At 43.3% G+C, this 26,168-nt stretch carries 27 protein-coding genes (1 of these 27 running past the window's edge); 15 read left to right on the forward strand and 12 right to left on the reverse strand.

The genetic code is table 11. The annotated features are described in order from the left end of the window. From sppA to CIT02_RS03240, 9 genes are all read left to right on the forward strand, one after another. On the forward strand, nt 1–662 hold the 3' portion of the coding sequence (sppA, locus tag CIT02_RS03200; protein WP_292613951.1) for a signal peptide peptidase SppA. It extends 277 nt beyond the left edge of the window; the window shows 662 of its 939 coding nt (coding positions 278–939); its start codon lies beyond the left edge, outside the window; it ends in the stop codon at nt 660–662. Nucleotides 663–798: 136 nt separating this feature from the next. After that, nucleotides 799–1,092: an MJ0307 family thioredoxin gene (locus CIT02_RS03205; RefSeq protein WP_292613953.1), complete on the forward strand. Its 294-nt coding sequence runs from the start codon at nt 799–801 to the stop codon at nt 1,090–1,092. A 25-nt stretch (nt 1,093–1,117) separates the two neighbouring features. Continuing rightward, complete coding sequence (gene cbiD / locus CIT02_RS03210; protein ID WP_292613955.1) at nt 1,118–2,290, forward strand: cobalt-precorrin-5B (C(1))-methyltransferase CbiD; 1,173 nt, start codon at nt 1,118–1,120, stop codon at nt 2,288–2,290. A gap of 271 nt (nt 2,291–2,561) precedes the next feature. Further along, entirely contained in the window at nt 2,562–3,623 is a 1,062-nt protein-coding gene (locus CIT02_RS03215; protein ID WP_292613958.1) for a glycosyltransferase, read from the forward strand. Nucleotides 3,624–3,829: 206 nt separating this feature from the next. Further along, the gene (moaC, locus tag CIT02_RS03220) at nt 3,830–4,315 is read left to right on the forward strand and encodes a cyclic pyranopterin monophosphate synthase MoaC (protein ID WP_292613960.1); all 486 of its coding nucleotides are present in this window, start codon (nt 3,830–3,832) and stop codon (nt 4,313–4,315) included. Nucleotides 4,316–4,356: 41 nt separating this feature from the next. After that, complete coding sequence (locus tag CIT02_RS03225) at nt 4,357–6,438, forward strand: DEAD/DEAH box helicase (protein ID WP_292613962.1); 2,082 nt, start codon at nt 4,357–4,359, stop codon at nt 6,436–6,438. 62 nt (nt 6,439–6,500) lie between these two features. Beyond that, entirely contained in the window at nt 6,501–7,028 is a 528-nt protein-coding gene (locus CIT02_RS03230) for a DUF2115 domain-containing protein (RefSeq protein WP_292613964.1), read from the forward strand. Nucleotides 7,029–7,136: 108 nt separating this feature from the next. After that, complete coding sequence (locus CIT02_RS03235; RefSeq protein ID WP_292613966.1) at nt 7,137–7,667, forward strand: DUF2115 domain-containing protein; 531 nt, start codon at nt 7,137–7,139, stop codon at nt 7,665–7,667. A 184-nt stretch (nt 7,668–7,851) separates the two neighbouring features. After that, nucleotides 7,852–10,008 carry a response regulator gene (locus tag CIT02_RS03240; protein WP_292613968.1) on the forward strand — a complete coding sequence of 719 codons (2,157 nt, stop codon included), beginning with the start codon at nt 7,852–7,854 and terminating at the stop codon, nt 10,006–10,008. A gap of 70 nt (nt 10,009–10,078) precedes the next feature. On the opposite strand, the gene CIT02_RS03245 is transcribed toward CIT02_RS03240, so the two are convergent. Then, complete coding sequence (locus tag CIT02_RS03245; RefSeq protein WP_292613970.1) at nt 10,079–10,951, reverse strand: 4Fe-4S binding protein; 873 nt, start codon at nt 10,949–10,951, stop codon at nt 10,079–10,081. A 189-nt stretch (nt 10,952–11,140) separates the two neighbouring features. Between CIT02_RS03245 and CIT02_RS03250 the strand changes: the two genes are divergently transcribed. Further along, entirely contained in the window at nt 11,141–11,278 is a 138-nt protein-coding gene (locus CIT02_RS03250; RefSeq protein WP_292613972.1) for a ribbon-helix-helix protein, CopG family, read from the forward strand. Between the two features lie 216 nt (nt 11,279–11,494). Here the strand turns inward: CIT02_RS03250 and CIT02_RS03255 are convergent, their stop codons facing one another. From CIT02_RS03255 to CIT02_RS03295, 9 genes are all read right to left on the reverse strand, one after another. Then, nucleotides 11,495–12,097: a radical SAM protein gene (locus CIT02_RS03255; RefSeq protein WP_292613974.1), complete on the reverse strand. Its 603-nt coding sequence runs from the start codon at nt 12,095–12,097 to the stop codon at nt 11,495–11,497. Between the two features lie 34 nt (nt 12,098–12,131). Beyond that, on the reverse strand, nt 12,132–12,908 hold the full coding sequence (locus CIT02_RS03260; protein WP_292613976.1) for a B12-binding domain-containing radical SAM protein: 777 nt from the start codon (nt 12,906–12,908) through the stop codon (nt 12,132–12,134). A gap of 4 nt (nt 12,909–12,912) precedes the next feature. Next, the gene (locus tag CIT02_RS03265) at nt 12,913–14,451 is read right to left on the reverse strand and encodes a radical SAM/SPASM domain-containing protein (protein ID WP_292613978.1); all 1,539 of its coding nucleotides are present in this window, start codon (nt 14,449–14,451) and stop codon (nt 12,913–12,915) included. Between the two features lie 206 nt (nt 14,452–14,657). Continuing rightward, the gene (locus CIT02_RS03270) at nt 14,658–14,975 is read right to left on the reverse strand and encodes a hypothetical protein (RefSeq protein ID WP_292613980.1); all 318 of its coding nucleotides are present in this window, start codon (nt 14,973–14,975) and stop codon (nt 14,658–14,660) included. A gap of 45 nt (nt 14,976–15,020) precedes the next feature. Next, entirely contained in the window at nt 15,021–15,632 is a 612-nt protein-coding gene (locus tag CIT02_RS03275; protein WP_292613981.1) for a hypothetical protein, read from the reverse strand. 102 nt (nt 15,633–15,734) lie between these two features. Next, on the reverse strand, nt 15,735–16,526 hold the full coding sequence (locus CIT02_RS03280) for an EFR1 family ferrodoxin (RefSeq protein WP_292613983.1): 792 nt from the start codon (nt 16,524–16,526) through the stop codon (nt 15,735–15,737). A 119-nt stretch (nt 16,527–16,645) separates the two neighbouring features. Further along, nucleotides 16,646–17,233 (reverse strand): TetR/AcrR family transcriptional regulator, encoded by a 588-nt coding sequence (locus CIT02_RS03285; protein WP_292613985.1) that lies wholly within the window; start codon nt 17,231–17,233, stop codon nt 16,646–16,648. Between the two features lie 223 nt (nt 17,234–17,456). Next, a complete protein-coding gene (locus CIT02_RS03290) occupies nt 17,457–17,792 on the reverse strand; it encodes a DUF2098 domain-containing protein (RefSeq protein WP_292613987.1) in 336 nt (111 codons plus the stop codon). A gap of 78 nt (nt 17,793–17,870) precedes the next feature. Beyond that, nucleotides 17,871–18,152 carry a PRC-barrel domain-containing protein gene (locus CIT02_RS03295; RefSeq protein WP_048073519.1) on the reverse strand — a complete coding sequence of 94 codons (282 nt, stop codon included), beginning with the start codon at nt 18,150–18,152 and terminating at the stop codon, nt 17,871–17,873. Nucleotides 18,153–18,478: 326 nt separating this feature from the next. Here CIT02_RS03295 and CIT02_RS03300 point away from each other — a divergent pair, with 326 nt between their 5' ends. The 3 genes from CIT02_RS03300 to CIT02_RS03310 all read left to right on the forward strand — a co-directional run bounded on the left by CIT02_RS03300 (nt 18,479) and on the right by CIT02_RS03310 (nt 21,373). Then, complete coding sequence (locus CIT02_RS03300) at nt 18,479–20,104, forward strand: tRNA uridine(34) 5-carboxymethylaminomethyl modification radical SAM/GNAT enzyme Elp3 (RefSeq protein ID WP_292613991.1); 1,626 nt, start codon at nt 18,479–18,481, stop codon at nt 20,102–20,104. A 71-nt stretch (nt 20,105–20,175) separates the two neighbouring features. Further along, entirely contained in the window at nt 20,176–20,874 is a 699-nt protein-coding gene (gene deoC, locus CIT02_RS03305) for a deoxyribose-phosphate aldolase (protein WP_292613993.1), read from the forward strand. A 139-nt stretch (nt 20,875–21,013) separates the two neighbouring features. Next, nucleotides 21,014–21,373 (forward strand): cyclophilin-like fold protein, encoded by a 360-nt coding sequence (locus CIT02_RS03310; RefSeq protein WP_292613995.1) that lies wholly within the window; start codon nt 21,014–21,016, stop codon nt 21,371–21,373. A gap of 55 nt (nt 21,374–21,428) precedes the next feature. Here CIT02_RS03310 and cofH read toward each other — a convergent pair whose 3' ends face one another. Further along, nucleotides 21,429–22,544 (reverse strand): 5-amino-6-(D-ribitylamino)uracil--L-tyrosine 4-hydroxyphenyl transferase CofH, encoded by a 1,116-nt coding sequence (cofH, locus tag CIT02_RS03315; protein ID WP_292613997.1) that lies wholly within the window; start codon nt 22,542–22,544, stop codon nt 21,429–21,431. A gap of 153 nt (nt 22,545–22,697) precedes the next feature. Between cofH and hfoA2 the strand changes: the two genes are divergently transcribed. Beyond that, nucleotides 22,698–22,904 (forward strand): histone HfoA2, encoded by a 207-nt coding sequence (gene hfoA2 / locus CIT02_RS03320; RefSeq protein ID WP_004031856.1) that lies wholly within the window; start codon nt 22,698–22,700, stop codon nt 22,902–22,904. Between the two features lie 207 nt (nt 22,905–23,111). Next, nucleotides 23,112–23,603 carry a rubrerythrin family protein gene (locus CIT02_RS03325; protein ID WP_292613999.1) on the forward strand — a complete coding sequence of 164 codons (492 nt, stop codon included), beginning with the start codon at nt 23,112–23,114 and terminating at the stop codon, nt 23,601–23,603. 83 nt (nt 23,604–23,686) lie between these two features. Here CIT02_RS03325 and CIT02_RS03330 read toward each other — a convergent pair whose 3' ends face one another. Further along, the gene (locus CIT02_RS03330; RefSeq protein WP_292614001.1) at nt 23,687–26,158 is read right to left on the reverse strand and encodes a PAS domain S-box protein; all 2,472 of its coding nucleotides are present in this window, start codon (nt 26,156–26,158) and stop codon (nt 23,687–23,689) included. Between the last annotated feature and the right edge of the window lie 10 nt (nt 26,159–26,168).

Consider the following 26,168-nt stretch of genomic DNA (forward strand, 5'->3'; position numbering starts at 1 on the left):
ACAGCCCCGGTGGTTCACCAGTGGCCAGTGAAGAGATTATGAATGCTGTGAAAAATTCCAGTAAACCAGTGGTGGTCTGGATCAGTGATATTGGTGCTTCCGGTGCATACCTGGTGGCTTCACCTGCCGATAAAATTGTGGCCAGCCCCTCCTCAATTGTGGGCAGTATTGGAGTTATACTCAGTTTAACTGATTTATCTGGTCTTTACCAGAAGATCGGAGTGAACCAGTACGCCATTAAAGCCGGAGAGTACAAGGATATGGGTGCATCCTACCGTAATCTAACTCCCGAAGAGACTGTAATGTTACAGGGAATGGTGGATCAGGATTATGAATATTTCATCAAGCAGGTGGCCGAAAACCGTAACCTGGATGTAGAGTACGTGCGTAGTATTGCCGAGGGTAAAATCTACACCGGAACCCAAGCCAAGGATCTTAAACTGGTGGATGAAACTGGTGACCGGGAAAAGGCCATTGAAATGGCCGCCCGACTGGGAGGTATACCTGGTGATTATAACGTGGTTACCCTTACCCCTACTGAATCTTTAGCTGATATCCTTAAAGGTTACTCCACCAACTTCGCCTATGCCTTAGGTAAAGGGATTGGAAGTCTAATTAATCAGGGTTCAGTGCAGAACTCAGTGGATTACTCCCTGAGGTGATGAACAAAGTTAAGGTAAGACGTTCAATATTGGTGATTTTCCCCAAAAAAGGTAAAATTTACCTAAAATTTATAGAAAATAACCAAATTATAAAATAAAGATTTCCAAAAAAAAGAACTTAAATAAAATATATAAAATGTCTAACAGAGTAAATAATGAGGTGAAAAATATGGTTGTCAAAGTAGAAGTATTCACATCCCCCTCTTGCCCCTACTGTCCCATGGCTATTGAAGTGGTAAACGAAGTTGAAAAGGACATGCCTGGCGTAATGGAAATTGAAAAGATCGACATAATGGTAGACCGTGAAAAAGCAATTGATTATGGTCTTATGGCTGTCCCGGCCATTGCTCTAAATGGAGTGGTACGTTTTGTCGGTGCTCCCAGTAAAGAAGAACTGGCAAAGGCCATAGAAGAAGAAAAAGGAAAATAAAATAAACCTATTATTTTTAATTAACATGGAAGAAGATCATTCCGGTCAAAAAGACCAAATCTCTCAATCTAATTCTAAAAATAGCAGGGGGAATAAAACAACCCCCTCATCTGTTTCTTTTCCTGTTGAGAGTGAAGATTACGGCATAACCACTGGAAGTGCAGCTACTGCTGCCGCCCTGGCCGCACTGTTATCCATTGAAGGGAAGGTACCTTCATCAGTAACAATTGAAACACCACTGGGATCCCTGGATATATTCGTTAAAAGTTCCCGGAAGATTGATGATCACTCCGGGGCGGCTAGTGTGGTGAAATTTCCCTACCACGACCCGGATGTAACCATTAACCTGGAAGTGCAGGCTGAAGTCATCCTCCAAGATAAACCTGGCATCCTGATTCAGGGAGGAGAAGGGGTGGGTAAAATAACCAAACCGGGACTGCAGCTACCCATTGGTGAAGTGGCTATAAATCCAGTACCCCGGAAGATGATCCGATCAAACCTGGAAAAAGCACTCCCTAAAGGAAAAGGTGCACTGGTCTTAATCAGCACCCCTCAGGGTAGGGATATTGCTAAAAGGACCATGAATCCCCGTCTGGGTATTGTGGACGGTATCTCCATACTGGGAACCACAGGTGTGGCCCGTTCCATGAATTCTGACAGTTTCCAGAAGTCCAAAAAATGTCAGCTGGATGTGGCCCTGGCTGAGGGGTACCGGGAGCTGGTATTTGTGCCTGGTAACATTGGGGAAAAGCTGGCCCAGGAGTTGCTGGATGTGGAAGATGACCAGATCATCCAGATGGGCAATCTGGTGGGTTTCATGTTAAAAGAAGCCAGTAAATGTGGGTTAACCCGTTTGATTTTAATGGGCCATGCTGGTAAACTGGTAAAAATAGCCGGAGGTATCTTTCAGACTGAACACCGTCTGGCAGATGGCCGCCGGGAGATCATAACCACCCATACTGGCCTCAGGGGTGGGAGTAAACAGGTCCTGGAAGAAGTGTATAATTCCAATACCACAGAGGATATGCTGGAAATCCTGGAAAGGGAAGAAATGGTGGAAAAGGTCTTCAACTCCATTGCCAGGGCCATTCAGGAGCGTTGCCAGGAAAGGTTCAACCTTATGCCCGAAGTGATTATTTTAAAAATGGATGGAACCATACTCAACCATAATCATAATGTCCAGCTAAAAAGTCGTTAATTAATTTTATTCAGCCCTTAAAGAATTTATTAATTCATCCAAGTATTAAATTTCATTATAGAAGGTTCAACTCACTAATTCTCCCCACCCAGAAAATATTCTTATTGTCTGGGAAGTTACTTAACCTGGATATATTATTCTAAAGATAAAGGGGTAGAATATTTAGAAAAGATTTTAACTACAGTGGGAATTCTACCAGAACTATATAGATGTATTAAAATGATAAAGTAGAATATAGATTACTGTTATAGATTCAAATTAAGGTGAAATCATGCGTGTGTGCATATTAGGACAATATCCCCCTCATATTGGAGGTGTTTCATCCCATACTTATCTTCTATCACAGGAACTCGTTAAAAGAGGGGATGAAGTTTACGTGTTAACCTACCCCCACCAGGATGTGAAGGATCGGGGCCCGGTGAAGGTGGAAACTGCCCCTGCACCCAATATCAAAGGATTAAGGGGCCTATTCTTCTTTGTATCTGCTTTTTTCAAACTGAGAAGCATGGTACGTCATTACCAAATTGATCTTATCCACGCCCATTTCCTTCTTCCCCCGGGTCTCATTGGAGTGTACCTGGGATCTTGGATGGGTAAGAAAACTGCGGTAACTGCCCACGGCTCAGATCTCATGATCCAGGCTAATAACCCCCTTTTACAGAGATTGATCCGGTCAGTTCTTAAAAAAGCAGATTATGTAATGGTAATTAACAATGACCTGAAAGATAAGGTGCTGAAGATGGGTATAAATCCTGAAAAGGTTTATGTAACGCCCAACGCCATTGATACTGAAAAATTCAATCCCCAGAAAACAGAACTCCCCCCAGATATAAAAATGGGAAGTGATAAGCCCACCGTACTCTTTGTGGGTAACCTGGTATATCAGAAGGGAGTGAAATATCTCCTGGAAGCCAAAAAGTTAATGAAAACTGATGCTGAGCTGTTGATAGTGGGTGATGGTCCCCTGCGCCCGGAACTGGAAAAAAAGGTCGAAGATGATAAAATCAGCGACGTGGTCTTCACCGGTGCCCGGCGTGATGTGGAATATATCATGCCCTCGGCCAGTGTTTTTGTCCTGCCCAGCATATCCGAGGGATTCCCCATCACCATTCTGGAAGCCATGGCCAGTGGCTTGCCAGTGGTGACTACCAGTGTCGGGGGAATCAGCGAAGTAATGAATGAAAAGGTGGGATCGATGGTTAAACCTGCCGAACCACTGGAACTGGCCAGAGCTCTGGATGAGATTTTACAGAATGAAAATTTGAGGCAGGAGAAGGGTGTGGCTGCCCAGGAACATTCCCGGAAATACAGTACTCTGGAGATACCCTACTAACTTATTATTTATCACCGGCTCTATCCAACATTATAACTAGAAAGTTAACTCACCATATTTTTAGATAAATATTTTTGGATAATAGTAGGACAAATTTCAGATAAGCAGGGCCCATCAATTAGATAAAAACATGGAACATCTAGAATCTAACCGGAACGACCGGAAGATGGTTGAATTCATCAAATTTGGTAACAGGAGACATGGATATGGAGGAAAAAGAATTCACACACCTCACCCCAAGTGGGGTGCATATGGTGGAAGTGGGAAATAAACCCGTCATTAAAAGGACTGCCCTGGCCAGGGGAAAGATAAACCTGCAGGAAGCAACCATAAACCTCATTGAAAAGGGAGAAATTAAAAAAGGGAACGTTCTCACTACTGCCCAGATAGCAGCCATCCAGGCAGTTAAATCCACTTCCCAGCTAATACCCCTGTGCCACCCCATACCCATCGGCGGTGTGGAAGTGGAATTTAAAGTGAACCATGGTTACATCGAGGTCACCGTGGAGGTAAAGAGCACCGGAAAGACAGGGGTGGAAATGGAAGCCATAACCGGGGTTAGTGTTGGTCTTCTGACCATATGGGACATGGTCAAAAGTGTGGAGAAGGATGAGAAGGGCCAGTACCCTTCCACCAGTATAAGTGATATTGAAGTGCTGAAGAAGGAAAAAATAGAGCTAAATCTTGACTAAATTATTCTGGAAAAATAAGGACAAAAAAATAGGAAGTTAATATGAGTCTCGAATCACTGGATCCTGCCATCAAAAAAATAATCAAGGATTCTTACCCTCAAATTGAGGATTTAAACCCTGCCCAGAAGGCTGTGGTAGAGGCCGGCTTACTGGAGGAGAAGGAAAACTTCATCATTGCCATACCCACGGCCAGTGGAAAAACCCTTCTGGGAGTAATGGCTGCCCTCCGAACCATCCTTGAGGGGGGTAAAGTAGTTTACACTGTCCCCTTATTATCCATTCAGAATGAAAAGGTTAAGGAATTTAAAAAATTCGAAGAACACGGTATCAAGGTGGGTAAACATCCCTCTTCCTCGGACCTGGCAGTGATGGTATTTGAATCCTACGATGCCCTGACCCGTTTCAACTGGAACACCCTTTCAGAGGTGGATCTGGTAATTGTGGATGAGTTTCACATGATCGGAGAGTACAGTCGTGGCCCTACCATTGAATGTGCCATCACCCGTTCCCGTATAATCAACCCGGGGATGAGGTTGATCGCCCTATCCGCCACCCTACAGAACATGGAGGAGCTCTCCACCTGGCTGGGTGCCCGGGTGGTGGAACACGATTACCGACCAGTACCCCTCTACCAGGAGGTGCTTAACACTGAAGAATACGGTACCAAAAATAAGAACGATGTTATTCTCCGTATCCTGAAGGATTCCATGGAAGAATCCAGCCAGGCCCTGGTCTTTGTCTCCACCCGCCGGTTCACCGAATCCCTGGCCAACTACCTGACCGGTAAGATCAAAAGAAACCTACCTGCCGAGAAGAAAAAGACCTTCAAAAGGGTGGCAGAAAAGATCCTGGATGTGCCCCGCCGGAGGGGATCCCTGCCCACCGAGGTGTGCCTTAAACTGGCAGAGTGTGTGGAAAATGGGATGGCCTTCCACCATGCCGGACTTTTTGACCGACAGAAGGAGATCATTGAGGAAGAATTCCGTGCCGGTAACCTCCTGATGATCACCGCCACCCCCAGCTTAATGTACGGAGTGAACCTCCCCTCTAAAAACGTGGTTATCCGGGATTACACCCGTTGGACAAGTCAGGGACCCCAACCAATACCAGTGTTTGATTACCTGCAGATGTCTGGCCGGGCCGGACGTCCAGGATATGATAAGGAGGGTTACTCCTATCTGATTGGTAAAACCCTGTCTGAAGCCGAGCAACTCCAGTACCAATATGTCTACGGGGAGATCGAAGCCACCAATTCCAAGTTACTGGAGAACCGGGATGCAGTGTACCGACAGATCATATCCCAGGTGGCCGCCGGGATGGCTCGAAACCTGGATGAGCTTATGGAATTTTTCCAGGGAACATTTTCCGGTTTCCAGATGACTCACTCCGAATATTCATCTTTATTTGCCTCGGACACCATACAGTTCCAGGTTAAAGAGGCACTGGATTTTCTCACTGAACACGGCATGATCCAGGTAGTTCCGGATGGATTAAGAGCCACAGCCTTTGGAATGTTAATTGCCAAGAGTAACTATACCGTGCAGACTGCAGTGCGTCTTAAGGAATTTGCCCGTTCGGGTGGAGAGGTGGATATGTCCCGTCTGGTGTACGAGATATGCCGCACACCGGATCTCATCCCCATCTCCTTCAAGGGCCGCAAAAGTCGTGACCCAGTCCGGGACCGGCTTAACCAGGCTGGACTCTTTGTGGTTGATGTGGGTAATGATGAAGCCACTACTGCCACTCTTATGGAGTGGATGGATGAACGTAGTGAGTACGAAATTGAAAATGCCTTCCATGTATACGCTGCCTCCACCCGCAGGGCAGCCTACGAGGCATCACAGCTGGTGAAGTTCCACCGGGAGATATGCCAGGTTCTGGGAATATACACTGGACTGGATTCCATGGAAGTGCTGGCCGCCCGACTCTATTACGGTGTGAAAGAGGAGTTACTCCCCCTGGTGGTGGGGATCAAACGTCTGGGCCGTAGAAGGGCCAGAGCACTGGTTGATGCCTTTGGAACGGATCTCCGCTACGTATCCCGTGAGGAGCTCCTGCGAATTGAGGGTATTGGTCCTAAAACAGCAGAAAACATCCTGAAAAAGTACCATGCCCGGGATTGACTGGGATAAATATTTATGGTCTTTTTTATTAGTCAAATACTAAACCAATAAAACAGGGTATTATGACACTCCAAAAACTTGATTTTTCCCGGGAAATCTCTAAAAACGATCTTTTAGAGGCCTTAAAGAATGAAGCCAACCAAGTACACATCAATGACTTTATGAAAACCTGCAGCTTCCTTAAAAAGAGCATGGAACATGTTCATCCCCATTACCAGGAAGAGTACATTAAAATGTACACTGAAGGATATTTAAAAGGTTACCGGGATGTTAAAAATGACAAAAAATCATACAAGGGCTATTTGAACAGTGAAGAACTGGGTGAAGCCATACAACTCCTGGAAAGTCAGGAAGAATTGATGAAGAAAGAATTTGGTGATGACCGATCCTTTAAACCTTACCTGGTCCTGTCCCTCTACACCACCTTCATACTGGAAGAACCAGTTCATCCCGTGGGAACACCCTTCCCCGGTGGTTTAAAGGTGCGGAAGGATAAGGACATTTATTACTGCCCAGTTAAGGATAACAATGAAGATAATCCCCTGGCGGTTTGTGGTTTCTGCCTGGCCCAGCAGGAACCAGATATGTAGTTCCAACTGGGGACTCTTTATTCTAAAGAATCTTTATTATAAGAATAATCGGCATAAAATAATCTACTGGAATTTTAAAATGATTAATCACAACCCTGGTGACACCCTATGGCAGAAAAATTAGACGAACTGGATTTTAACCAGGAAATACGTAAAAATGAACTCTTAAAAACTCTTAAAAAGGAAGCAAGAGCCATCCATATACTGGATATTATGAAAGCATCCAACTTCCTACGGGAAGATGCCAGTTTCATGCCCTCCAAGGAAAGGGATGATTATATTGCCCGTTTCACCAAGGCTTTCTTCACCCGTATTAAAGATATAAAAGACGACCAAGCTGACTATGCAGGAGTAGTGAACCCGGTGAAACTTTCTGAATTTCTGAAAGTTCAGGCTGAACTTTCCCAGAAGTCCCGTAATAATGATGAAAAGTGTTTTCACTGTATAGCTCGTGTAGTTTCCACTTACACTGCCTTTGTAAAGGAAGAATCTATCCATCCTGTGGGAACCCGTTTCCCCGGTGGTTTCACCCTTAAACTGGCGGATGGTGTTTACCTGTGTCCAGTTAAGGATAAACAGATTGATACTCCCAGTGCGCTTTGCCGATTCTGTGTATCAGTCCAGGATAAGAGTGTGTGATTGCCCTATTCCATCTATCCAAATGTTTTTATTCTTATTTTAACAAAATACTCATAGAGTAATAACAAAATAGACTTTCCAGTATTTAACTACAAAGAGATAGAGTGATAGAGACAAAGTTAGAAATATTCTCTGTTCTGTTTTCATCATAATTATCACCGCTTAAACATGGGAGAATTAGGATATGAAACCAGCATCAGTACTCATTGTAGAAGATGAAATGGTAACTGCCCTGGATCTAAAGGCTAAACTGGTTAATATTGGTTTTACAGTTCCCTCCATTGTTAACAGTGGAGAAGAAGCAGTTGACATGGCAGCCGAACTGAGGCCCGATGTGGTGCTTATGGATATCGTGCTGCAGGGAGAAGTAGATGGTATCCAGGCTGCGAAAAAGATAAGCTCTCTGGACATCCCTGTAGTCTTTTTAACTGCTTATTCTGATGAAAAAACCTTGCAAAGAGCTAAATCCACCAGTCCCTATGGCTACATTATAAAACCTTACCCAGATAAGGATCTGGAGCTAGCCCTGGAAACTGCCATCCACAAACACCAAGAATACCGTGATAAGATTGAATTAATCCGTTATAAAGGCCTGGGCAAGGGAGTGCCCTTAACCAACCAGGATGATGAGATTAGCTGGGAGGAACGTCCTCGAATACTGATTGTGGAAGATGAAATCATCACCGCCATGGATCTTACGGCCCAACTATCGGATAAGGGTTATCTGGTGGTGGATACTGTGACTAATGGCCAGGAAGCTATCCATAAGGCAGAATTATTCCGCCCGGATCTCGTTCTCATGGATATTGTGTTGAGCGGAGAACTGGATGGTATCTCTGTGGCCGAACATATCCATGACCTGGATATACCGGTGGTTTTCCTCAGTGCCTACACCGATGATACCACGGTGGAACGAGCAATTAAAACATCACCCTACGGTTATCTACCCAAACCTTACCAGATTGATGAACTTTACAGTACCCTGGAAACTGTACTGCAACAACATCGATCCGAGACTGATAGGATTAAAAAGATCGACCAAAAAATTACCACCAAAGAAGGGGAGATGGTGATTGAAAAGACTGCAGTATTCTTTATTAGTGCCATTGTCCTTTCTCTGATTGTTTACAGCCTGGCCACGCGTAGTATGACCTGGCTCATGTACCTGTTATTTATTCCTGCCATCTACAACCTGTTCATTGTAGGGATAAGTTTAAAGAAACCTTCACCACCGGAAGGGAAGGATCAACCATTTGTTAGCATTCTCATCCCCGCCCATAATGAGGAATTTACCATTGAACGATGTATTCGTTCCCTGGCTGAGCTGGATTACTACGCAGACGGTAAGCGTAACTACGAGATCATTGTGATCAACGATGGTTCCACAGATAAAACTGGAGAAGTACTGGCCAGATTAAAGGTTGAATTTGAATATTTACGTATTGTAACGCGTAAACCCCCACGTGCCGGTCGAGGGAAAGGTTATGTCTTGAATGATGGTGTTCGTATATGTCAGGGGGAGGTTATCGCGGTTTTCGATGCTGATGCCCGCATAGACCCTGATTTTCTGGGTAAGATCATTCCCTATCTTGACGAAGAGAATGTAGCAGGGGTGCAGGCGAGGGTGCGCATGTACAATGCTGACCGGAACTTGCTGACCATGATGCAGGAGGTTGAGTTCTCTATTTTCGGTAACGTTATACTCCGGGCCCGGGATATCATGGGTAAATCCGGTTTCCTGGGAGGTAATGGTCAGTTAACCCGGAAGAAGTTTGTGGAGGATATTGAAGGCTGGGATGGGTTTGCGGTTACTGAAGATCTGAACATGAGCGTTAAACTGATAATAGATGGTAATAAAATTCGCTACTGTCCCGAGGCAGTGGTCTGGCAGGAGGCAGTTCCGGAGTGGAAGGCTTTTTTCCGGCAAAGGGTTCGTTGGGCTACGGGTAATCTGGAAACCTTATTCGTGTATCTGACCCCCATAATAGATGCTAAGATACCCCTTTACAAGAAAGTAGATTCTATACAATACCTGGTTTTCCTTCTGTTCACTGTTTTTGTGATGTTGGGTTATGTTGTGGCTATTTTAAGCCTTACACAAGTGGCACGGTTTTCAATGGAAGCTCCAGTGATCATTGGATTGATTTCTACCGTGGCCTTCTTCCCTGGTGTTCTCTTAGGAATCCGAAGGGATAAGGTGGGTGTTTTAAGGTCGTTGGTTCGGGCCGTGGAGTACTGGGCTTACTGTCTCTACCTCATACCACTGTTCTTTGCAGCCTTCATTCACATGTTAACCCGTAAAGAAAGGAGATGGGCTAAAACAAAACACACTGGAGACTAAAATGCTGAAAAAGGAAATTTAAGGATTAGATATGGATAAAAAATAGTTCTCTACTCAAATTTACCGTTATTCATTCCAGTTCAACATCAACCAGGGGTTTTACTCGGGACAGGGAACTTTTTATTGCATCATCACTCATTTTAATCTTAATGGCTCCCCGGGGACATATTTCCACACAGCGACCACAGATTCGGCAAGCATCATTGTCTCTTCTGGCTTTTCCATCCCTAATTGAAATTGCATCGAGAAAACAGACATCCTTCCCACATAATCCGCAGCCATTACAGAGATCCGGACTGAAGGTTATTTCCACTCCTTCCATGGGGGAGAAACTGCGACCCATTTCCTCAGGAAGGTCCGGAGTCATTTTCCACAGACAGCAACACTCACAGCAGTGACAGATGGAAAGCAGTTCTTCTTTAGGACCAGTATTTAACCAAACACTGTCTATCTTATTTCTACCTATAATAGGCACTAATCCAACTTCCTGGCATTTTTCAACGTGCTGTATTGCCTCATTGGCAGAAACTGACCTTCCCAATTGGGGAGATATATTCTGGGAACCTTTTCCTAAAAATAAGCAACCCAGATCACGGGGGTAATCCTGACACTGGTTGGAGGTGCGGCATATGCAGGAGTCCATCAGGAAATGGTACTGTGACTTGTGGATCATCTCCTTCAATACCTGACTGGGGAGTACTGTATTTCCACTGGAAACCGGTACCTTGCTATTTACTTCCACCTCCTGGATGTTTCCTGGAAGGTTTGTTTTCAGGGCAGCATCCCGAGGGAGTACCTGTATATCATCCCCTTCAAATAACATCCGGTCCACCAACCAGGCCAGTGGAGGTATTTTCCGACAGGCCCGGGCCAGGATGAACCTGGTGTTGAAGGTAGTGTGGATCACTCTTACACTGATGTCTGAAAAATTAATTTTCCTCATTGATCCTAGGATTACGTACCCCTGCTTTTTAAATTTTTAGGAGTTTAACATCGATTCGATCCAAGAGCTCACTCCCTTTATCCAATAGATGTACTCATTTATCCAAGAAACGTACTCCCTTTAATCAGTAAAGTAAGATCCAGAAATTGAAAGTAAAGTATATATATGTAAACAAGTGTATCCATATACATGACAAAAAAGAAAAGTGTTTACATCCGCCTGGAGCCAGAGTACATTGATAAAATCGATGTAATAGCCAAAAAAGAGGATCGGTCCCGATCGTATATTATACGCCGATTAATTATGCAGGGCCTGGGTAAAAAGTAATACTTTTTAGTGGGTAATACTCATTTGGTTACTTTTATTGCAAGTAACCCCCTAAAAGAACTGAATTATGTAAAGTAAGTACTAAATTCCCAAACTGGGGAAGCCCTTGAAATCTTTTAAATGTTTTTAAAAGCAATTATAATCATTAAAATCAATTAAAGCTCTAAAAATTAATTACGCCGTTACAAGGCCTAACGATCATGGGAGGATGATTCATTAAATATCCTGGTACCATCCTTTGCCCGTGCCTCCCTTCAGTTTAGGGAGTATGAAGCTGCGGAGGATGATCTGGAATATCTCCTTTATCATGTAGCGATGTTTCAGGAGATAGTTGGGCCGGGCATAGAATTTAAGGTAGGCCTCTACCAACTTTCTTTTCACCATACTCTTGGTTAATCCCATTTTTTCATAATCCAAAACCGGTTCCAGAACCGTGTACTTATCCCAGTTTTTGGAACTAATTAAACCATTTTCATGGAGTTCACGATAAATAGGAGTACCGGGGAAGGGAGTTAAGATAGAATACTGGCTGTAGTCTGGTTTTAATTTTATGGAAAAATCAATGGTCCGGTTTATATCTTCCTCGGTCTCACCAGGATAGCCTAAGATAAAAGAAGTTAGCACACTCAGACCCGCTTTTTTAGCACTTTTTACTGCATCTTCTGCCTGTTTAAGTGTGATTCCCTTCCTCATCAGGTTTAATATTCTCTGGGATCCAGATTCAACCCCGTAGTACAAAGTACTCATTCCACTGCCTTTCAGTTTCTGGAGCAGATTGTAATCAACCATGTCCACCCGGGAAGATGCAACAAAACTCACATCCAAGCCCCTGTCTTCAATTTCCTGGGCTATATCATAGGCTTTTTTTTTTATTTAAGAGGAAAGTGTCATCCATGAAGGCTATGTCTCTGATTTTATAGTGGTAATAGAGTTCCTCAATCTCATCAACCACATTCGGGGGACTGCGGGATCTAAATTTTTTACCCATAATCAGGGAAGAAGAACAATAGCCGCACGAAAAAACACAACCTCTACTGGTGATCATTCCCCCAGACTGGTCTTTGGAGACCCCATATGAATCAAAGGGAACCAGATGTCGGGCTGGTAAGGGTAAGGAATCCAGGTCTTCGATAAGGGGCCGTGGCTGTGTAACTTTGATATTTCCCTGTTCTGGATCATTGTAGGCAATTCCCGGAATATTGGAGATATCCTGGTTTCCTTTATCAATGTAATTACGGGCCAGATGAACCATAGTTTCCTCACCTTCCCCCAATACCACCACATCGACAAGTGGATCTTTTAAAACTTCATTTGGCATAAAAGTAGGGTGAGGACCACCTATTACTGATACATTGGGTAAAACCTTTTTAATTAATTTTATATATTTCATGGCCGTTTTTATGGTAGAAGTGGTGGCAGTGAGGGCTATTATCTGGGGATTAAGTTTGGCTGCTATCTGGGAAACCTTATGATATCCCATCTGCAGCAGGTCATCATCAATTATCTTCACTGAAAAGGAAGCACCCTCCAGCGATGATGCCAGGTACATCAAATTTAGAGGAGGGGTAATGAACCCCAGTCCATTTTTAACCGCATTTTCATCATAAGGGTTTATTAGGATAACATCCATACCATCAGCCCGCATATTTTAGATCAATTAAAATTCTTCCATCAGCTAGTTCCTGAGCACCTTCGGGAAGTCCTTTTTTAATCTCCAACCACTGGGTGAAATTGTTAACACAACCTGGATCAGGAGCCAGTAAGTCACCAAAATAGTTATAGGCCCTGGCCCGGCACCCTCCACAGATATTCCTGGATTTGCACCCACCACAATGACCTTTGAGGATATTTTTATCCCTGAATTTATCCAGAAGTTTGTGGTGTTGCCACAGATCATTGAAATCATCAGAGAGGATGTTTCCCAGGCACAACTCCTCGTCATGAGGGAAGAATACACAGGGAAAGATATCTCCATTGGGTTCAATGCTTAGATAGAACCTTCCGGCACCACAACCACCAATAAAATCAGCAAGTTTTTTTAAAGTGTTACTGGTGTATTCCAGGTTGTAAAAATGGGTAGGGATTACTTTGGTTTGAGATGAGGCCCAAGCTTCAGCGATAGTGGCATACTGAGGGGCTGTGGATAAAATCTGCATCTCCCCCTTGTTATTTTCAATATAAGCATTTTCTAACAGTTCCTGCCTTTTTTCAGGAGAAATATCACTGTTTACAATTTTGCAGCCATTCCCCGTGGGTATAAAATTGTACAACATGAACCACTGCACACCTAAATCTCTTACAAAATCCATCATCGGGGGTATTTCCCGATAGTTGTACTCCGTGACAGTGGTAGCTACCTCTACAAAAAAACCAGCATCCACACAGTGGGAAATAGCTTGAACTGCTTTATCCCCGGCACCACTAACTCCCCTAAATGAATCATGGGTTCGGGAGCTAAGACCATCTAGGCTAATCTGTACAAATTCCAACCCAGTATCTTCAAATTTGCGGGTAACATCCTGCTGGGCGAGCAGATATCCATTGGTGGCCATGGCCACGAACAATCCCTGATCCTTGGCATGCTTAATGAAATCATGAATATGGGGATGCAGGGTGGGTTCACCCCCTGATAAAGCAACCGAAGTTACTCCTGCTTCTGAAAGAATATCTAAACCATTTAATACTTGGCCAGAGTTAAGTTCATCTTTACCGGGTTTGCCTGCATTTTCGTAACAGTGCTCACATTTCATATTGCACTGTCGGGTGATGTTCCACACCACCTGAAAGGGTGCCCCCGGTATAAAGGGTTTTTGAACGCCAAAGAGTGCTATGCCCTTAAGTACACTGCTTAAACCCTTTACCCAGTAGGGATCTTCCATTGTCTGCTTGAATTCTGATTCTGAAACTCCAAAGTTTGCAATTCCTTTTTTTACCAGGTGAGATATGATCTTGGATAATATTGTGCATTTTAGGCAGGCATTTTCCCGTTGCCCCAGCATGAGCTGCAATCCAACCTCAATAGAATTTGCTTCGTCCTTTTGGCAGTAGTTCATGGTTTTTTCCAGAAGTATTCTGGAAAGTGGGTGGTTGGCAAGGGTCTCGAAAGTGCCAATCATGCCTTCCATATCCGAATTAACCAATTCACCATCTTCAAGCCTAGTTTTTTCTTTCATTGGTCACTGTATACCCCCAGTTTTAACAAATAACCTACAAAAGACTTAGGAAGTGTAATGAGAAATTAAGTGCAAAATAATACTAAAGAATCCCAAGTTACTCACTACATTATCCCATCCATATAACTTAGTCAACATTCTTTATAAATTTTTTTATCATCTGATCCAAGAATGGTTTTCAGGGCAACTTGAAAAAAGAGTTATAACTATAAAAAATCTGTACTATAATTCACTGAGGGCTTCAGGGAATTTTTCTTATGCCGAATTTTATCCATGAGTTTTACCTTTTCATTAAACTCTTGCTGATATTGTTTTTGAAAATTTTTCCATAACTCAGGGTTATCAAAGGTTTGTTTATCTGGGGGAATGGTTCTAATAGCAGGTTTACTTAACAACATTCCCGGTTGATTTTCAGATTTAGGGAGCCTGTTTCCAGATTGATTATGGGAACCTATCTGACCCACCATCTTTTTAAATTCATTCTTCCGCCGTGGGAATTCTAGAGCATTGATCATGTCCACCATGTAACCCCTAAATAATTGTAGGGGGTTCCTAATATATTAATTTATCTAATCACACCTCTCCAGAAAACACTGGGCCATGTTGCGGGTCTTGGGACTTTTACTATCCACTTGGGATTTTATGAAATTTTCAATTAGTTCTTTATCCTCTGCTTCCGGGTAGATCTTACCCAGGGCTTCGATGGCATAGGCCTTTATGAGTTCCTTCTGTTTGCCCTGGTGAATCTCATCAATTCGCATGAGAGTATCAACGATCCGGGATCGTAGTTCTGGCTTGTTATGGGCGATCACACTTGAGTTTAAAGCCACATGGGATGCCGTCATGGCTTTATCCCCAACAAGTATTCCGTAGTAATCATCGAATATTTTTTCAAACCGTTTATCCTTATCCACACTGGTTAAACTGGCCAGAATGTATATAGCAATATATTTATGGAAATTGTTTGAACTGTGAAGCATTTCCTGGAAAAGGTCCCATTCGGGGTATAAAAATTCAGGATCTTCTTCTGCCAGGAACTGCAGGGCCTTGAAACTGTTTTGTCGTACGTTGTTATTCTTGGATAACACACCCTCCTTCAGTTCACAGAATAAATCCTCATTATTCAATGCTTTTCTGGCCAGTGCCTCAAAATCCATATTTTTTTCATCTAAATTTACCATAACCCTCACCCGCGAATTATTATTTACAGTATGTATAATTATTTACCGCATGTATTAATTTAAGAAACCGGTAGATTCCTGTAGTTCTTAAGAACCTGCCGGTTATTTAAGAAATTCTTTAGCTTTAACTGCATGATAAGTTTTCCCTTGATAGTTGAAGGGACAGTTTATTGCACCACGGGGGCACAGGGAGGTACACCTTAAACAGTACTCACAGTTGAAACCGTGCTCCGGAGTTTTACCTTCATCCAGGGTTATGTTATGCACCGGGCATAGTTTTACACATATACCGCAGCTTTTGCATTCTACTTCATCTGTCTTCAGGTGCAGTAGTTTTTGATTCACACTGGATTCTGTTATTTTAAGACCGACCAGGGAGGTGTAATAAGCAGCATGGGAAGTTATAGAGGCCTTATCCCATTTTGATTGGTCACTACATAGTTCACGGGCGTATTGCTCTGCCTGTAAAAGTCCCCTCTGAACCTTCTCCTTAGAGGTTTCCTCATCCTCAATGTAGAATATGTTAAGGGGCATGACTATTTCTCTGGCCCCTATTGGATGGTAGCCCTTCTTCGTAACTATTTCATGTACCGGACCTACAATACCTCCGGATATTCCAGCTAGGGTGTCCACCATGAAGATTTCCGTGTTCTGGTCTGTTTCGGGCAGCCCCCGGATGAAGTTCCACACAAAATTGTAGGTGGAAAGCTCGGCAATGGGGAATCCCAAGCCAATGGTATGGTTCAAGTTGATATCATCCGGTTTTGATCCTTCCATGGGGTTTAAATTCACCTGGATTCCTTCTTCCGTGAAAACATCCCTCATCTTCTGTACCACCAGTAAAGTGTTTCCAGTTCCCGAGAAGTAGTAAAAGTCAATGACATCTTCAACCATTTTCAAGCCCCCTTCAACAATCCACTAATATTTAACATAAAGTCCATCTCCTCTTTAACAATTAATTATCACATTTACGGCTCAATAATCAAGAGTTCATACCAAATCAGATACTCTTTTCACTTTTCAATGGGTTTAATAAATTTTTCTTCAAAATCCTGGAGTACTTCTTCCAGATTTAGGGTGTCATCGAATATCATGTAACTTAAAATACCATCCAGGGCTGCCATCAGGGTCAGGGCACTGGCCCTTACCGGGTGCGGTTTGAATTCTCCCATCTCCACTCCCCTGGTGAATAGGGCTTCCAGAAATGACCGGTAATCTGCGGTGTATTCCTGGTAGTAAGTCAGTAGTTCTGATTTTTCCAGTATCTTGGCAATGGAGAGGAATAGAAATGCAGTTTCCCGAGGGTGTTGCAGCCAGTAGCGTATGTAGTTTTCAATGTAGTACAGAATTCCCTCTCGAACTGAATCGCATTCCAGGGCTGCCTTCATTAAGTCCTCTACTTTTTCACTTATTTTGTCATTGGCCGAGATCAGTACCAGATCTTTGCTGGAAAAGTAATGGTAAAGCCCTCCTTTACTCATCCCTGCCCTGCGGGCAATGGTTTCCATTGTAGTGTTCTCATAACCCTTCTCCAGAAAAACATCTATAGCGGCCTGGGTTATTTCATTTATCCTTTCTTCCCTGGGTTTTCTTGGAACCATGGTAACCTCCACAAACCGACCGTCGGTTTGTAACTTCTTTGGATTTCATGATATATAAACCTATTCATGATAAACACCCGGTTAAAAGGAAGTAAAGTACCTTAAAAGGAATAAAATTATCTAAAAATGAAAAATACTGCTATAAAAATTCATACTCTCAAAAAATTTAAAAAATCTCATTATTTGAAAATAGAAACCAAAAAAGAATAAAAAAATGGAGGGTCTAACCTCCACCATCACACAGTTCCGAGCTCATATCAACGTCTTTAAGGTCCTGTTTAATGCTTTCCACCTTCTTCCGGGCGGTTTCCCTTTCAGAATCTTCACTGGATTTTTTTGTCTTTCTCCGGGATTCTCGTGATTTAAGGCGATGGTACTCTTCATCATCCATGAGTTCCAGATAGCGGCTGTTGTACCATAACTGGGTGGTGTCCACCTTAACCCACAGTCCCTCATCATCACTGCGAAGGCCCAGAACTTCCCCAGCACTGCCGGTGCCCGTGTATCTTACATGAGACCCCACGGATATTTCTTCGTTTTTACTGTTAGCTGCTCCCATATTTTCACCCCCATCTTTAGATTATAATTGATTTTCGTGAATTTAGAAGTATTTCGTGAGTTTAGACTATATATTAATTTACTTCCTAATATCCAGCCTTACTTTCTCTTTTTCAGTGTTTGATTGTGCCCTCGTTTCCAGTTCTGCTTTTTCAACATTTAAAATTAAGTAGTCCCCCACTTCTTCAATGTCGGCAGTTACTATTTCCAGATCTTTCCGGGTCAAGCCAAAATCACTGGTTGATATGATCATACTGGTAATAATACCTTCCTTCGGTTTTATAACCATATCCACCACTTTACCAATTTCATTGGCCTTTTTATCCAGAACTCTTCGCCCAAAAAAGTCACTCACTTTCATTTAAACACCAGTTTATACTCTATTTTTTGATGTATATAATAATTCCCCCTTTAAAAGGCTCACCCAATTTCTGGATGGGTTTAAAGCATTAAAACCAGTTCCCTCCATCTATAGTAAAGCCATTAGTTGCCCTCTTCACCGGCAATTTAAACACTTCTAAAACCAAATAATAGAATGGTAGGAATTAATCTATACACTATACCTTCAGAAAATATACGGTGATTAGTATAACTTCATAATTATTAAAGAGATTACAGGAATATTAAAGATAAATACCAGATAACTATTAAAAAATTTATATTCATATGCAATTTGGAGAAAAGGAAATGGAAAAAGCCGGAAGATCCATAATAGAGGACATACTGGAAGGGAAAATAAAAAACCGGAAGGATCTGGAGAAGGCCAAATTCAGGGTGTGCCGGGAACACCAGCTGGACCGGTTCCCCCGTAACTCTGAAATACTGCAAACAGCCCGGGAAGATGAAAAAGAGATTGTTATCCCTATTTTAAAAAAGAAACCCACACGGACCATTTCCGGTGTGGCTGTGGTGGCTGTGATGTGCCCTCCACATAAATGCCCACATGGAAGGTGTCTATACTGCCCAGAGAGCACCATAGCCCCTCCCAGTTACACTGGTGAAGAACCTGCTGCCCTAAGGGCCAGAATGTACGATTTCAACCCCTATAAACAGGTTTACAATCGTTTGCAGCAGTTAGAAAGTATTGGCCACCCCTTAGATAAGGTGGAGCTTATAATAATGGGAGGTACCTTCCCCTCCAGATTTTTATGCTTCCAGGAATGGTTCATTACCCGGTGCCTGCAGGCCCTGACTGACTTTGGAGTTAAAGAGTATAACCTGAACTCCAGTGATGAGTATACTGGAGGTAATAGTGGAGGATTCCTCTATCTCAAGGATGCCCAATTAGCCAATGAAAATTCCAGTGTGCGCTGTGTGGGCATGACCTTCGAAACCCGGCCGGATTACTCCCAAAGAGAGGATGTGGACCGGATGCTGGACATGGGTGTTACCCGGGTGGAGCTAGGGGTGCAAACCCTTTATAACTTCATTTATCACCGAGTACGTCGTGGGCACCGGGTGCAGGACACGGTAGAAGCCACAAGGATTTTAAAAGATTCCGGTATTAAAGTGGCTATGCACATGATGCCCGGCCTATTCAGTGGCCCTGAAAGGGATTTGCGAATGTTCAAGAGGTTGTTTTCCGATGAACAGTTCAAACCAGATATGCTGAAGATATATCCCTGCCTGGTAACCGAAGGCTCCCAGCTCCACGAACTATGGAAAAAAGGAGAATACACTCCTTATTCCAGTGAAGAAGCAGTTCAGCTAATAGTAGAGGTTAAAAAGATATTGCCCAAGTGGGTGCGTACCATGCGTATCCAGAGGGATATTCCCTCCCAACTCATAGAAGCCGGGGTCCAGAAATCCAACCTGGGAGAACTGGTTTACAACCAACTTAAAAAGGAAAAGGTTCAGTGCCAGTGCATTCGTTGCCGGGAAGTGGGGCACCAGGCAGCCCAGGGAACCCACACCCAGAAAGAAAACGTGAAACTGCTGGTGGAGAAGTACCGTGCCAGCCAGGGAGAAGAACTATTCCTGTCCCAGGAAGACACCAAGGCCGATGTTCTTCTCGGGTTTTTAAGACTGCGCATGCCCTCTGAGCATGCCCATCGTCGGGAAATTAATGATGACAGTGCTTTAGTGCGTGAATTACATGTTTACGGCCCCATGATACCACTGGGTGAAAGGGCAGATGAACTGTGGCAGCACCGGGGTTACGGTGAAGAGTTACTTAAAAAAGCAGAAGAGACCAGCCGGGAAGAGTATGATAAAAGGGAAATACTCATTATCAGCGGGATTGGGGTTCGTAACTACTACCGCAAATTTGGTTATGAAAGGAAAGGCCCTTATATGGCTAAAAGATTGGTTTAATATGTTTGAAGATTTTTGAATTATTTGTAATGGAATTATTAAAAAAATAAAAGATTTGGAGGGATTTGATTATGATATCCATTGAAGAACTGGCGGGAATGATTGACCATACCAATGTACAGCGTGATGCCACCGAGGCGGATATTGAACTGCTCTGCCATGAAGCGGATTACTATGATTTCAGTTGTGCCTGTGTAACACCCACCCAGGCCGCACTGGCCAGTGAACTCCTGGAAATGTCAGATACAGGAGTTTGTGTGGTTATAGGATTCCCCTTCGGAGTTCAAACACCCCATGCCAAGGCCTTTGAAGCAGAAGAGGCCGTGGCCAATGGTGCCTCTGAACTGGACATGGTCCTTAATATTGGCGCCCTTAAATCAGGACAGTACCCCCTGGTACAGGCAGATATAGCGGCCGTGGTGGGAGCTGCCCGGGGACACGTGGTGAAGGTAATACTGGAAACTGGACTGTTAACCCGGGATGAAAAGATCACAGCCTGTCAACTGGCCAGGGAGGCTGGAGCCCACTACGTGAAAACTTCCACTGGATTTGGAGTAAGCGGGGCCACAGTAGAAGATGTTAAACTGATGCGTGAAGCAGTAGGTATGGAAATGGGAGTTAAAGCTGCTGGTGGTATCCGGGACCTGGAAACTGCCCTGGCCATGATCGACGCCGGGGCCAGTAAAATCGGCACCTCCACCGGCGTGCAGATCATGGAAGAACTACTGAAACAGGGCGAAACTGAGGACGATCTCTTAGGTCCTCTTTGATGGGGAAAGCCCTCTTTGATGGATAAAAGTTCCTTAATGAGATAAACCCCCTTTTTGATGGGGAAACCCCCATTGATAAGGAAAACTTGATAGATTTTGGCATACTGACGGGGACATACTCAAATAGTAGGTGAATTCAATGAAAAATGAAATTGAAATTGAAATACTGAAAAAAGGAACTTTAAAAGTAGTTTTGGATGATCGAAACCCCTCAACTGCCCAAAAATTGTATGAAAACCTCCCCCTGGAGGGTGCAGCCCAGCTATGGTTGGAAGAAATTTTCTTCCCCATACCCCTGGAACACGAATACGAAAATCCCTCACCCTCATCAGATAAAGGGGATGTGTCCTACTGGCCACCCGGCCAAGCCTTCTGCATATTCTTCGGTGATTCCCAGCCTGCTTCTGATGTGAATCACATTGGAAAAGTTGTTGAAGGTTTAGAGATAATGAAAAGTGTTGAAGAGGGGGATTGGGTAGTTATAAAACGTTTATTTTAACAAATCCCCCTTATTTGGCATTTTACTAGATTATAACTGTCTCTGATCTACTAGATTATAACTGCCGGATATTCTTATAAAGAGTATCCCTCTCAGCAGGAATACGATCTAAATCCCTTATTATTCTCTGCAATTCCTCCGGGGGCGTGTAAACCCCGTATTGTGCTCCGGCAGAACGTGAAATATTTTCCTCACCCAGTGTTCCCCCTAGATCATTACAACCGGCAGTTAAACATACCTGGGCAAATTTGAATCCCAGTTTCACCCAGGAAACCTGGATGTTTTTGAGTAAATCTCCGAACATCAATCTGGCTACGGCATAGAGTTTTAAATCTTCAGTACCAGTGGTTCCGGGGATGGATATTCCCTGTTTATATATGGGTGCATTGTAGTGCATGAAGGTTAGGGGCACGAATTCAGTGAAGCCCCCTGTTTTTTTCTGGATGTTTCTGAGGATTTCCAGGTGTTCCACCCGGTGCTCGGCACTTTCCACATGTCCGTACATCATGGTGCAGGTGGTGGGCACACCCGTCTGGTGGGCGGTTTCAATGACCTCCACCCACTGGGAGGTGGTGAGTTTACCGGGACAGATCACCTTCCGTACTTCATCGTTGAGGATTTCCGCGGCTGTCCCGGGCATGGACCCCAATCCTGCGTCTTTTAACATCTTCAAAGTTTCTTCCAAAGTCAGTTCCGCCTGTGATGCCCCATAAAAGATTTCCATGGGGGAAAATGCGTGTATATGCATATCTGGAATCTCTTCCTTAATACCGAGGAGTATTTTTTCATAGAAATAAGCATCCACATCCGGGTGGAGTCCCCCCTGGATACAAACTTCTACTGCACCATCATCCCAGGCAGTTCTGGTCCGCTGCACTATTTCATCCACATCCAGGAAGTAAGCCTCTTCCTGTCCCGGGTCTTTACGGAAGGCACAGAACCCACAGGTACCCGTGCAAATATCGGTGAAGTTGATGTTCCAATTTTTAATATAGGTAACCTCATCACCAACTAATTCCTGTCTTCGCCGATCCGCTGCGCGAATAAGGGCCTGATATTCATCACCAGTAGTTTTAATAAGCTTAAGTGCTTCTTCTCGAGAAATAGGCTTTTCTAATGCCCTGTCCAGTATCTCTTCTATGGTGGGTTCAATGTCCGGTGTCTTATTCATGGGAATTCCTATGGGTGTATGTACCCTTTAAAGTTTTGGTAGATTGATGATCACACTTGGGGAGTGTGCATGTTAAGTACCATGGCTGATTATTGCATGAAAACCGATATATTTAAATATTATAGAGTCATAGCTAAATTAGGAGGTGAAAATATGGCTGAATTACCAATTGCTCCAGTTGGAAGAATCATAAAAAACGCTGGTGCTCAAAGGATAAGCGATGATGCAAAGGAGGCTTTAGCCAAAGCTCTGGAAGAAAATGGCGAAGAGCTAGCTAAAAAAGCCGTAGAACTTGCAAAACACGCTGGAAGGAAGACTGTCAAAGCCGAAGACATCGAAATGGCCGTCAAATCCGCTTAAGTTTTTTTAATTCTTATTTTTCTTATTTTTTAAGATAGTATTAACCCCATAACCATCTACAATTTAGAATGATTGTAATGGAACTTCCTGTTGCTAATTTTAAGTGAAACCTCTATTCAATTTAAACTCTTTGAAAAATTTAACCATCTACTTCTTATAGAATCCCTCCCAATATATACCATATATTACAGGACCTAGAGGTAAAAAATGAGTACCATAAATAATCTAAAGGAAGCATTTGCCGGTGAATCTCAAGCTAACCGTAAATATTTAGCCTATGCCAAAAAAGCAGATGAAGAAGGGTATCCCCAGGTGGCCAAACTCTTCCGAGCAGCTGCTGAAGCTGAAACTGTCCACGCCCATAACCATTTAATGGTAATGGAAGGGATTGATAGCACTGCCCAGAACCTGGAAGATGCCATCAATGGTGAAAAGGAAGAATACGAAGAGATGTATCCGGAGTTCATTGAAGAAGCCAAATCTAAAGGTAATAAAAAAGCAGTTTGGACCTTTGATGTGGCTAACCAGGTGGAAGAGATCCACGCCGGACTCTACCAAAAGGCACTGGAAGCTCTGGGAGAAAATAAAGATGTGGACTACTATGTCTGCAGATACTGTGGTAACACTGTGGAAGATGATGCACCAGATGTGTGCCCGGTCTGCAGAGCAAAGAAATCTGATTTCTTTAAGGTAGACTAATTTTTAGAGTTAAACCACACTATTTTCCTTTTTTTATTAATAGAAATACCTTATCAGTAAAAATCTATTCACCATTCCTCTTCTTAATCATCTTCTTCAGGTTGTTGGAAGGTTATCTTAAAAGTGGTTCCCTGATCCGTTTCCAACTCCAGTTCACCACTTATTTGCTGGGTAAGACTGTTAATCAACTGTAAACCCAGAGAATCTGATTTTTCAAAGTCAAATTCTGAAGGGAATCCCACACCAGTATCACTGACTTCCAGCACACATTGGTCTTCATATTCCTTGAATTTAACCCTTATTTCACCACTATTACCCTCAGGGAAGCCGTGTTTCATGGAATTGGAGATTAACTCATTTACCATCAAACCCAGGGGGATGGCGATGTTTATGTCGATCATCACATCTTCCACATCCATTTCCAGTTTGATCCGGGAAGGATCTGACACGTAGGTTCTAAAGAGATCCCGAGCCAGTTTTCGTATGTAATCCCCGAAATTGATATGTTTCAGATCCGCGGACCGGTACAGTCTTTCGTGGATCATGGCCATTGACTGGGCCCTTTCCTGGCTTTGCTTGAACATGGCCCTGGCTTCTTCATCCTTTATGTAACGTGATTGTAGATTAAGGAGACTGGAAATCACCATCAGGTTGTTTTTCACCCGGTGATATATTTCTTTCATTAGCATTTCCTTATCCTGGAGGGCCTGCTCCAGTTTAAGTTGGGTTTCTTTGATTTCGGTGATATCCCGGGATATGACCTGTACACTGTGGATCTGGTTATCTCTTCCGTAAATGGGTTGCAGGCTGGTACTGAACCATTGATCCTTATCACCGTAGGGGACAAACATTTCCATATCCACCCCTTCTTCGGTGTTTATTACTTTTCTTATTAAACCAATCTGTTTTTCAGCAATTTCTGGGGGGAAAAAGTCTCTCAATGAACGCCCCAGGAGATCAGCGGGTTCTTCGCCCATGCTATGTGCTCCGGCCTTGTTGGCCATTAAGAAGATGCCATTTTCATCATACAGGGAAATGGGATCACTGGCGGACTCCACCAGGGTTCGGTATTTTGTCTCACTTTCACGCAGGGCATCTTCGGTATTTTTCTGGTTGGTTATATCCCGACTGTTACAAATAAATCCAGTTACCTGTCCATCATCCTCATAAACTGGGGTTCCTGTGGTGCCCAGCCACACGTAACTACCGTCAGCCCTCAGGTAACGATACTGTACTGATTGTGTCATACATTTACCCCGGGCATCCTGCATGCAGGAGGTGACCCGGGAACGATCATCAGGGTGAACCCCTTCTAACATTGATTTTCCAAGTAGATCCGGTGGTTGGTAACCAAGCACAGATTTGACCGAGGGACTGACATAGATGTAAACACCATCAGTACTGGCCTGACATATGATATCTGCCATGTTAGCGGTGATCATGGATAGTTGAGCTTCACTCCGGGCAAGGGCTTCTTCAGATGCCTTTTCCCGAGTTATGTCCCGCGCTATGGCGGATAATCCTATTATATTTCCGGTTTTATCCTTTATGGGAGAAATAATTAGGGAGATATCGATTAATTGCCCGGCCTTGGTCACCCTTTTAGTTTCGTAGTGGTCAATTATTTCACCCTTAGCAATGGTATCCAGTATCTCCTGGTATTCGTGGGAATCCTTGGGGAACAGTAAGGAATAGGATTTTCCCATAGTTTCCTTGGCAGAATAACCATAGGTTTGTTCTGCTCCTTTATTCCAGCTTAAAATATTCCCTTCCAGATTAACGCCAATGATTGACTCTGCAGAACCTTCTACAATTGCAGAGAGGATAGAACGTGTTTTTTCCGCATTTTTACGATAGCTTATATCCCTAATAATGGAAGTGGTGAATAATTCACCTTCCCCTTCCCAGTTGGTGATTGATATTTCAAAGGGGAATTCTTTACCATCTTTCCTAAGACCAGCTGACTCAAAGGTTCCTACCTGGCGTTTACCGGTTTTATGGAATTCTTTCATTTTCTGATCATAGCTGTCCCTCAACCGGGGAGGAATGAACTTCCTGACTGATTTGCCAATAACTTCCTCCTCCGAGTACTGGAACATTTTCTGGAAGCTCTCATTAACAAAAACCACGTTCCCCTCCGGGTTAGTGGTGATAATTCCATCAATAGCAGATTCAACTACTGAACGGAAACTTTCTTCACTGGTCTTTAGCTTGATCTGTGATTTTTCTATTCTTTCACTTAGAATAACGGTTATTATACTAACTATGATGAAAATTACTGATCTAAAAAGGTCGTCGGAAAAGTAATCAAATTGCAGTGGACTGATGTAACTGGTGAATATTAGCATCCCTGCCAGGAAAAATGTGACCCACAATCCCTTCCTTTTCCACCAGACTGCCGCCAGTATTATGGGGATATAGAAGAAGTGGGTGAAAAGAACTCCTGATCTTAAAACAAAATGGAAATAATAGGTTAAAACGCAGGATAGCAGAATTAAAGTTAAAATTACAAAGGTTTCATAGTAAGATTTGGGTTGATTCAAGTTCAACTTCAATTGCAGGCCC

The organism is Methanobacterium sp. BAmetb5, assembly GCF_003491305.1.
In the GTDB taxonomy this organism is placed as follows: domain Archaea; phylum Methanobacteriota; class Methanobacteria; order Methanobacteriales; family Methanobacteriaceae; genus Methanobacterium.

Bases quoted from the DNA above. Each gene is read 5' to 3' on its own strand.
- CIT02_RS03205 (WP_292613953.1), top strand. From the start codon at position 799: ATGTCTAACAGAGTAAATAATGAGGTGAAAAATATGGTTGTCAAAGTA.
- cbiD (WP_292613955.1), top strand. From the start codon at position 1,118: ATGGAAGAAGATCATTCCGGTCAAAAAGACCAAATCTCTCAATCTAAT.
- CIT02_RS03240 (WP_292613968.1), top strand. From the start codon at position 7,852: ATGAAACCAGCATCAGTACTCATTGTAGAAGATGAAATGGTAACTGCC.
- CIT02_RS03270 (WP_292613980.1), bottom strand. From the start codon at position 14,975: ATGGTGGACATGATCAATGCTCTAGAATTCCCACGGCGGAAGAATGAA.
- CIT02_RS03310 (WP_292613995.1), top strand. From the start codon at position 21,014: ATGAAAAATGAAATTGAAATTGAAATACTGAAAAAAGGAACTTTAAAA.
- CIT02_RS03290 (WP_292613987.1), bottom strand. From the start codon at position 17,792: ATGGGAGCAGCTAACAGTAAAAACGAAGAAATATCCGTGGGGTCTCAT.
- CIT02_RS03235 (WP_292613966.1), top strand. From the start codon at position 7,137: ATGGCAGAAAAATTAGACGAACTGGATTTTAACCAGGAAATACGTAAA.
- hfoA2 (WP_004031856.1), top strand. From the start codon at position 22,698: ATGGCTGAATTACCAATTGCTCCAGTTGGAAGAATCATAAAAAACGCT.
- CIT02_RS03215 (WP_292613958.1), top strand. From the start codon at position 2,562: ATGCGTGTGTGCATATTAGGACAATATCCCCCTCATATTGGAGGTGTT.
- CIT02_RS03250 (WP_292613972.1), top strand. From the start codon at position 11,141: ATGACAAAAAAGAAAAGTGTTTACATCCGCCTGGAGCCAGAGTACATT.
- CIT02_RS03300 (WP_292613991.1), top strand. From the start codon at position 18,479: ATGGAAAAAGCCGGAAGATCCATAATAGAGGACATACTGGAAGGGAAA.
- CIT02_RS03325 (WP_292613999.1), top strand. From the start codon at position 23,112: ATGAGTACCATAAATAATCTAAAGGAAGCATTTGCCGGTGAATCTCAA.
- CIT02_RS03230 (WP_292613964.1), top strand. From the start codon at position 6,501: ATGACACTCCAAAAACTTGATTTTTCCCGGGAAATCTCTAAAAACGAT.
- CIT02_RS03275 (WP_292613981.1), bottom strand. From the start codon at position 15,632: ATGGTAAATTTAGATGAAAAAAATATGGATTTTGAGGCACTGGCCAGA.
- moaC (WP_292613960.1), top strand. From the start codon at position 3,830: ATGGAGGAAAAAGAATTCACACACCTCACCCCAAGTGGGGTGCATATG.
- CIT02_RS03295 (WP_048073519.1), bottom strand. From the start codon at position 18,152: ATGAAAGTGAGTGACTTTTTTGGGCGAAGAGTTCTGGATAAAAAGGCC.
- CIT02_RS03265 (WP_292613978.1), bottom strand. From the start codon at position 14,451: ATGAAAGAAAAAACTAGGCTTGAAGATGGTGAATTGGTTAATTCGGAT.
- CIT02_RS03245 (WP_292613970.1), bottom strand. From the start codon at position 10,951: ATGAGGAAAATTAATTTTTCAGACATCAGTGTAAGAGTGATCCACACT.
- CIT02_RS03280 (WP_292613983.1), bottom strand. From the start codon at position 16,526: ATGGTTGAAGATGTCATTGACTTTTACTACTTCTCGGGAACTGGAAAC.
- deoC (WP_292613993.1), top strand. From the start codon at position 20,176: ATGATATCCATTGAAGAACTGGCGGGAATGATTGACCATACCAATGTA.
- CIT02_RS03260 (WP_292613976.1), bottom strand. From the start codon at position 12,908: ATGGATGTTATCCTAATAAACCCTTATGATGAAAATGCGGTTAAAAAT.
- CIT02_RS03285 (WP_292613985.1), bottom strand. From the start codon at position 17,233: ATGGTTCCAAGAAAACCCAGGGAAGAAAGGATAAATGAAATAACCCAG.
- CIT02_RS03225 (WP_292613962.1), top strand. From the start codon at position 4,357: ATGAGTCTCGAATCACTGGATCCTGCCATCAAAAAAATAATCAAGGAT.
- cofH (WP_292613997.1), bottom strand. From the start codon at position 22,544: ATGAATAAGACACCGGACATTGAACCCACCATAGAAGAGATACTGGAC.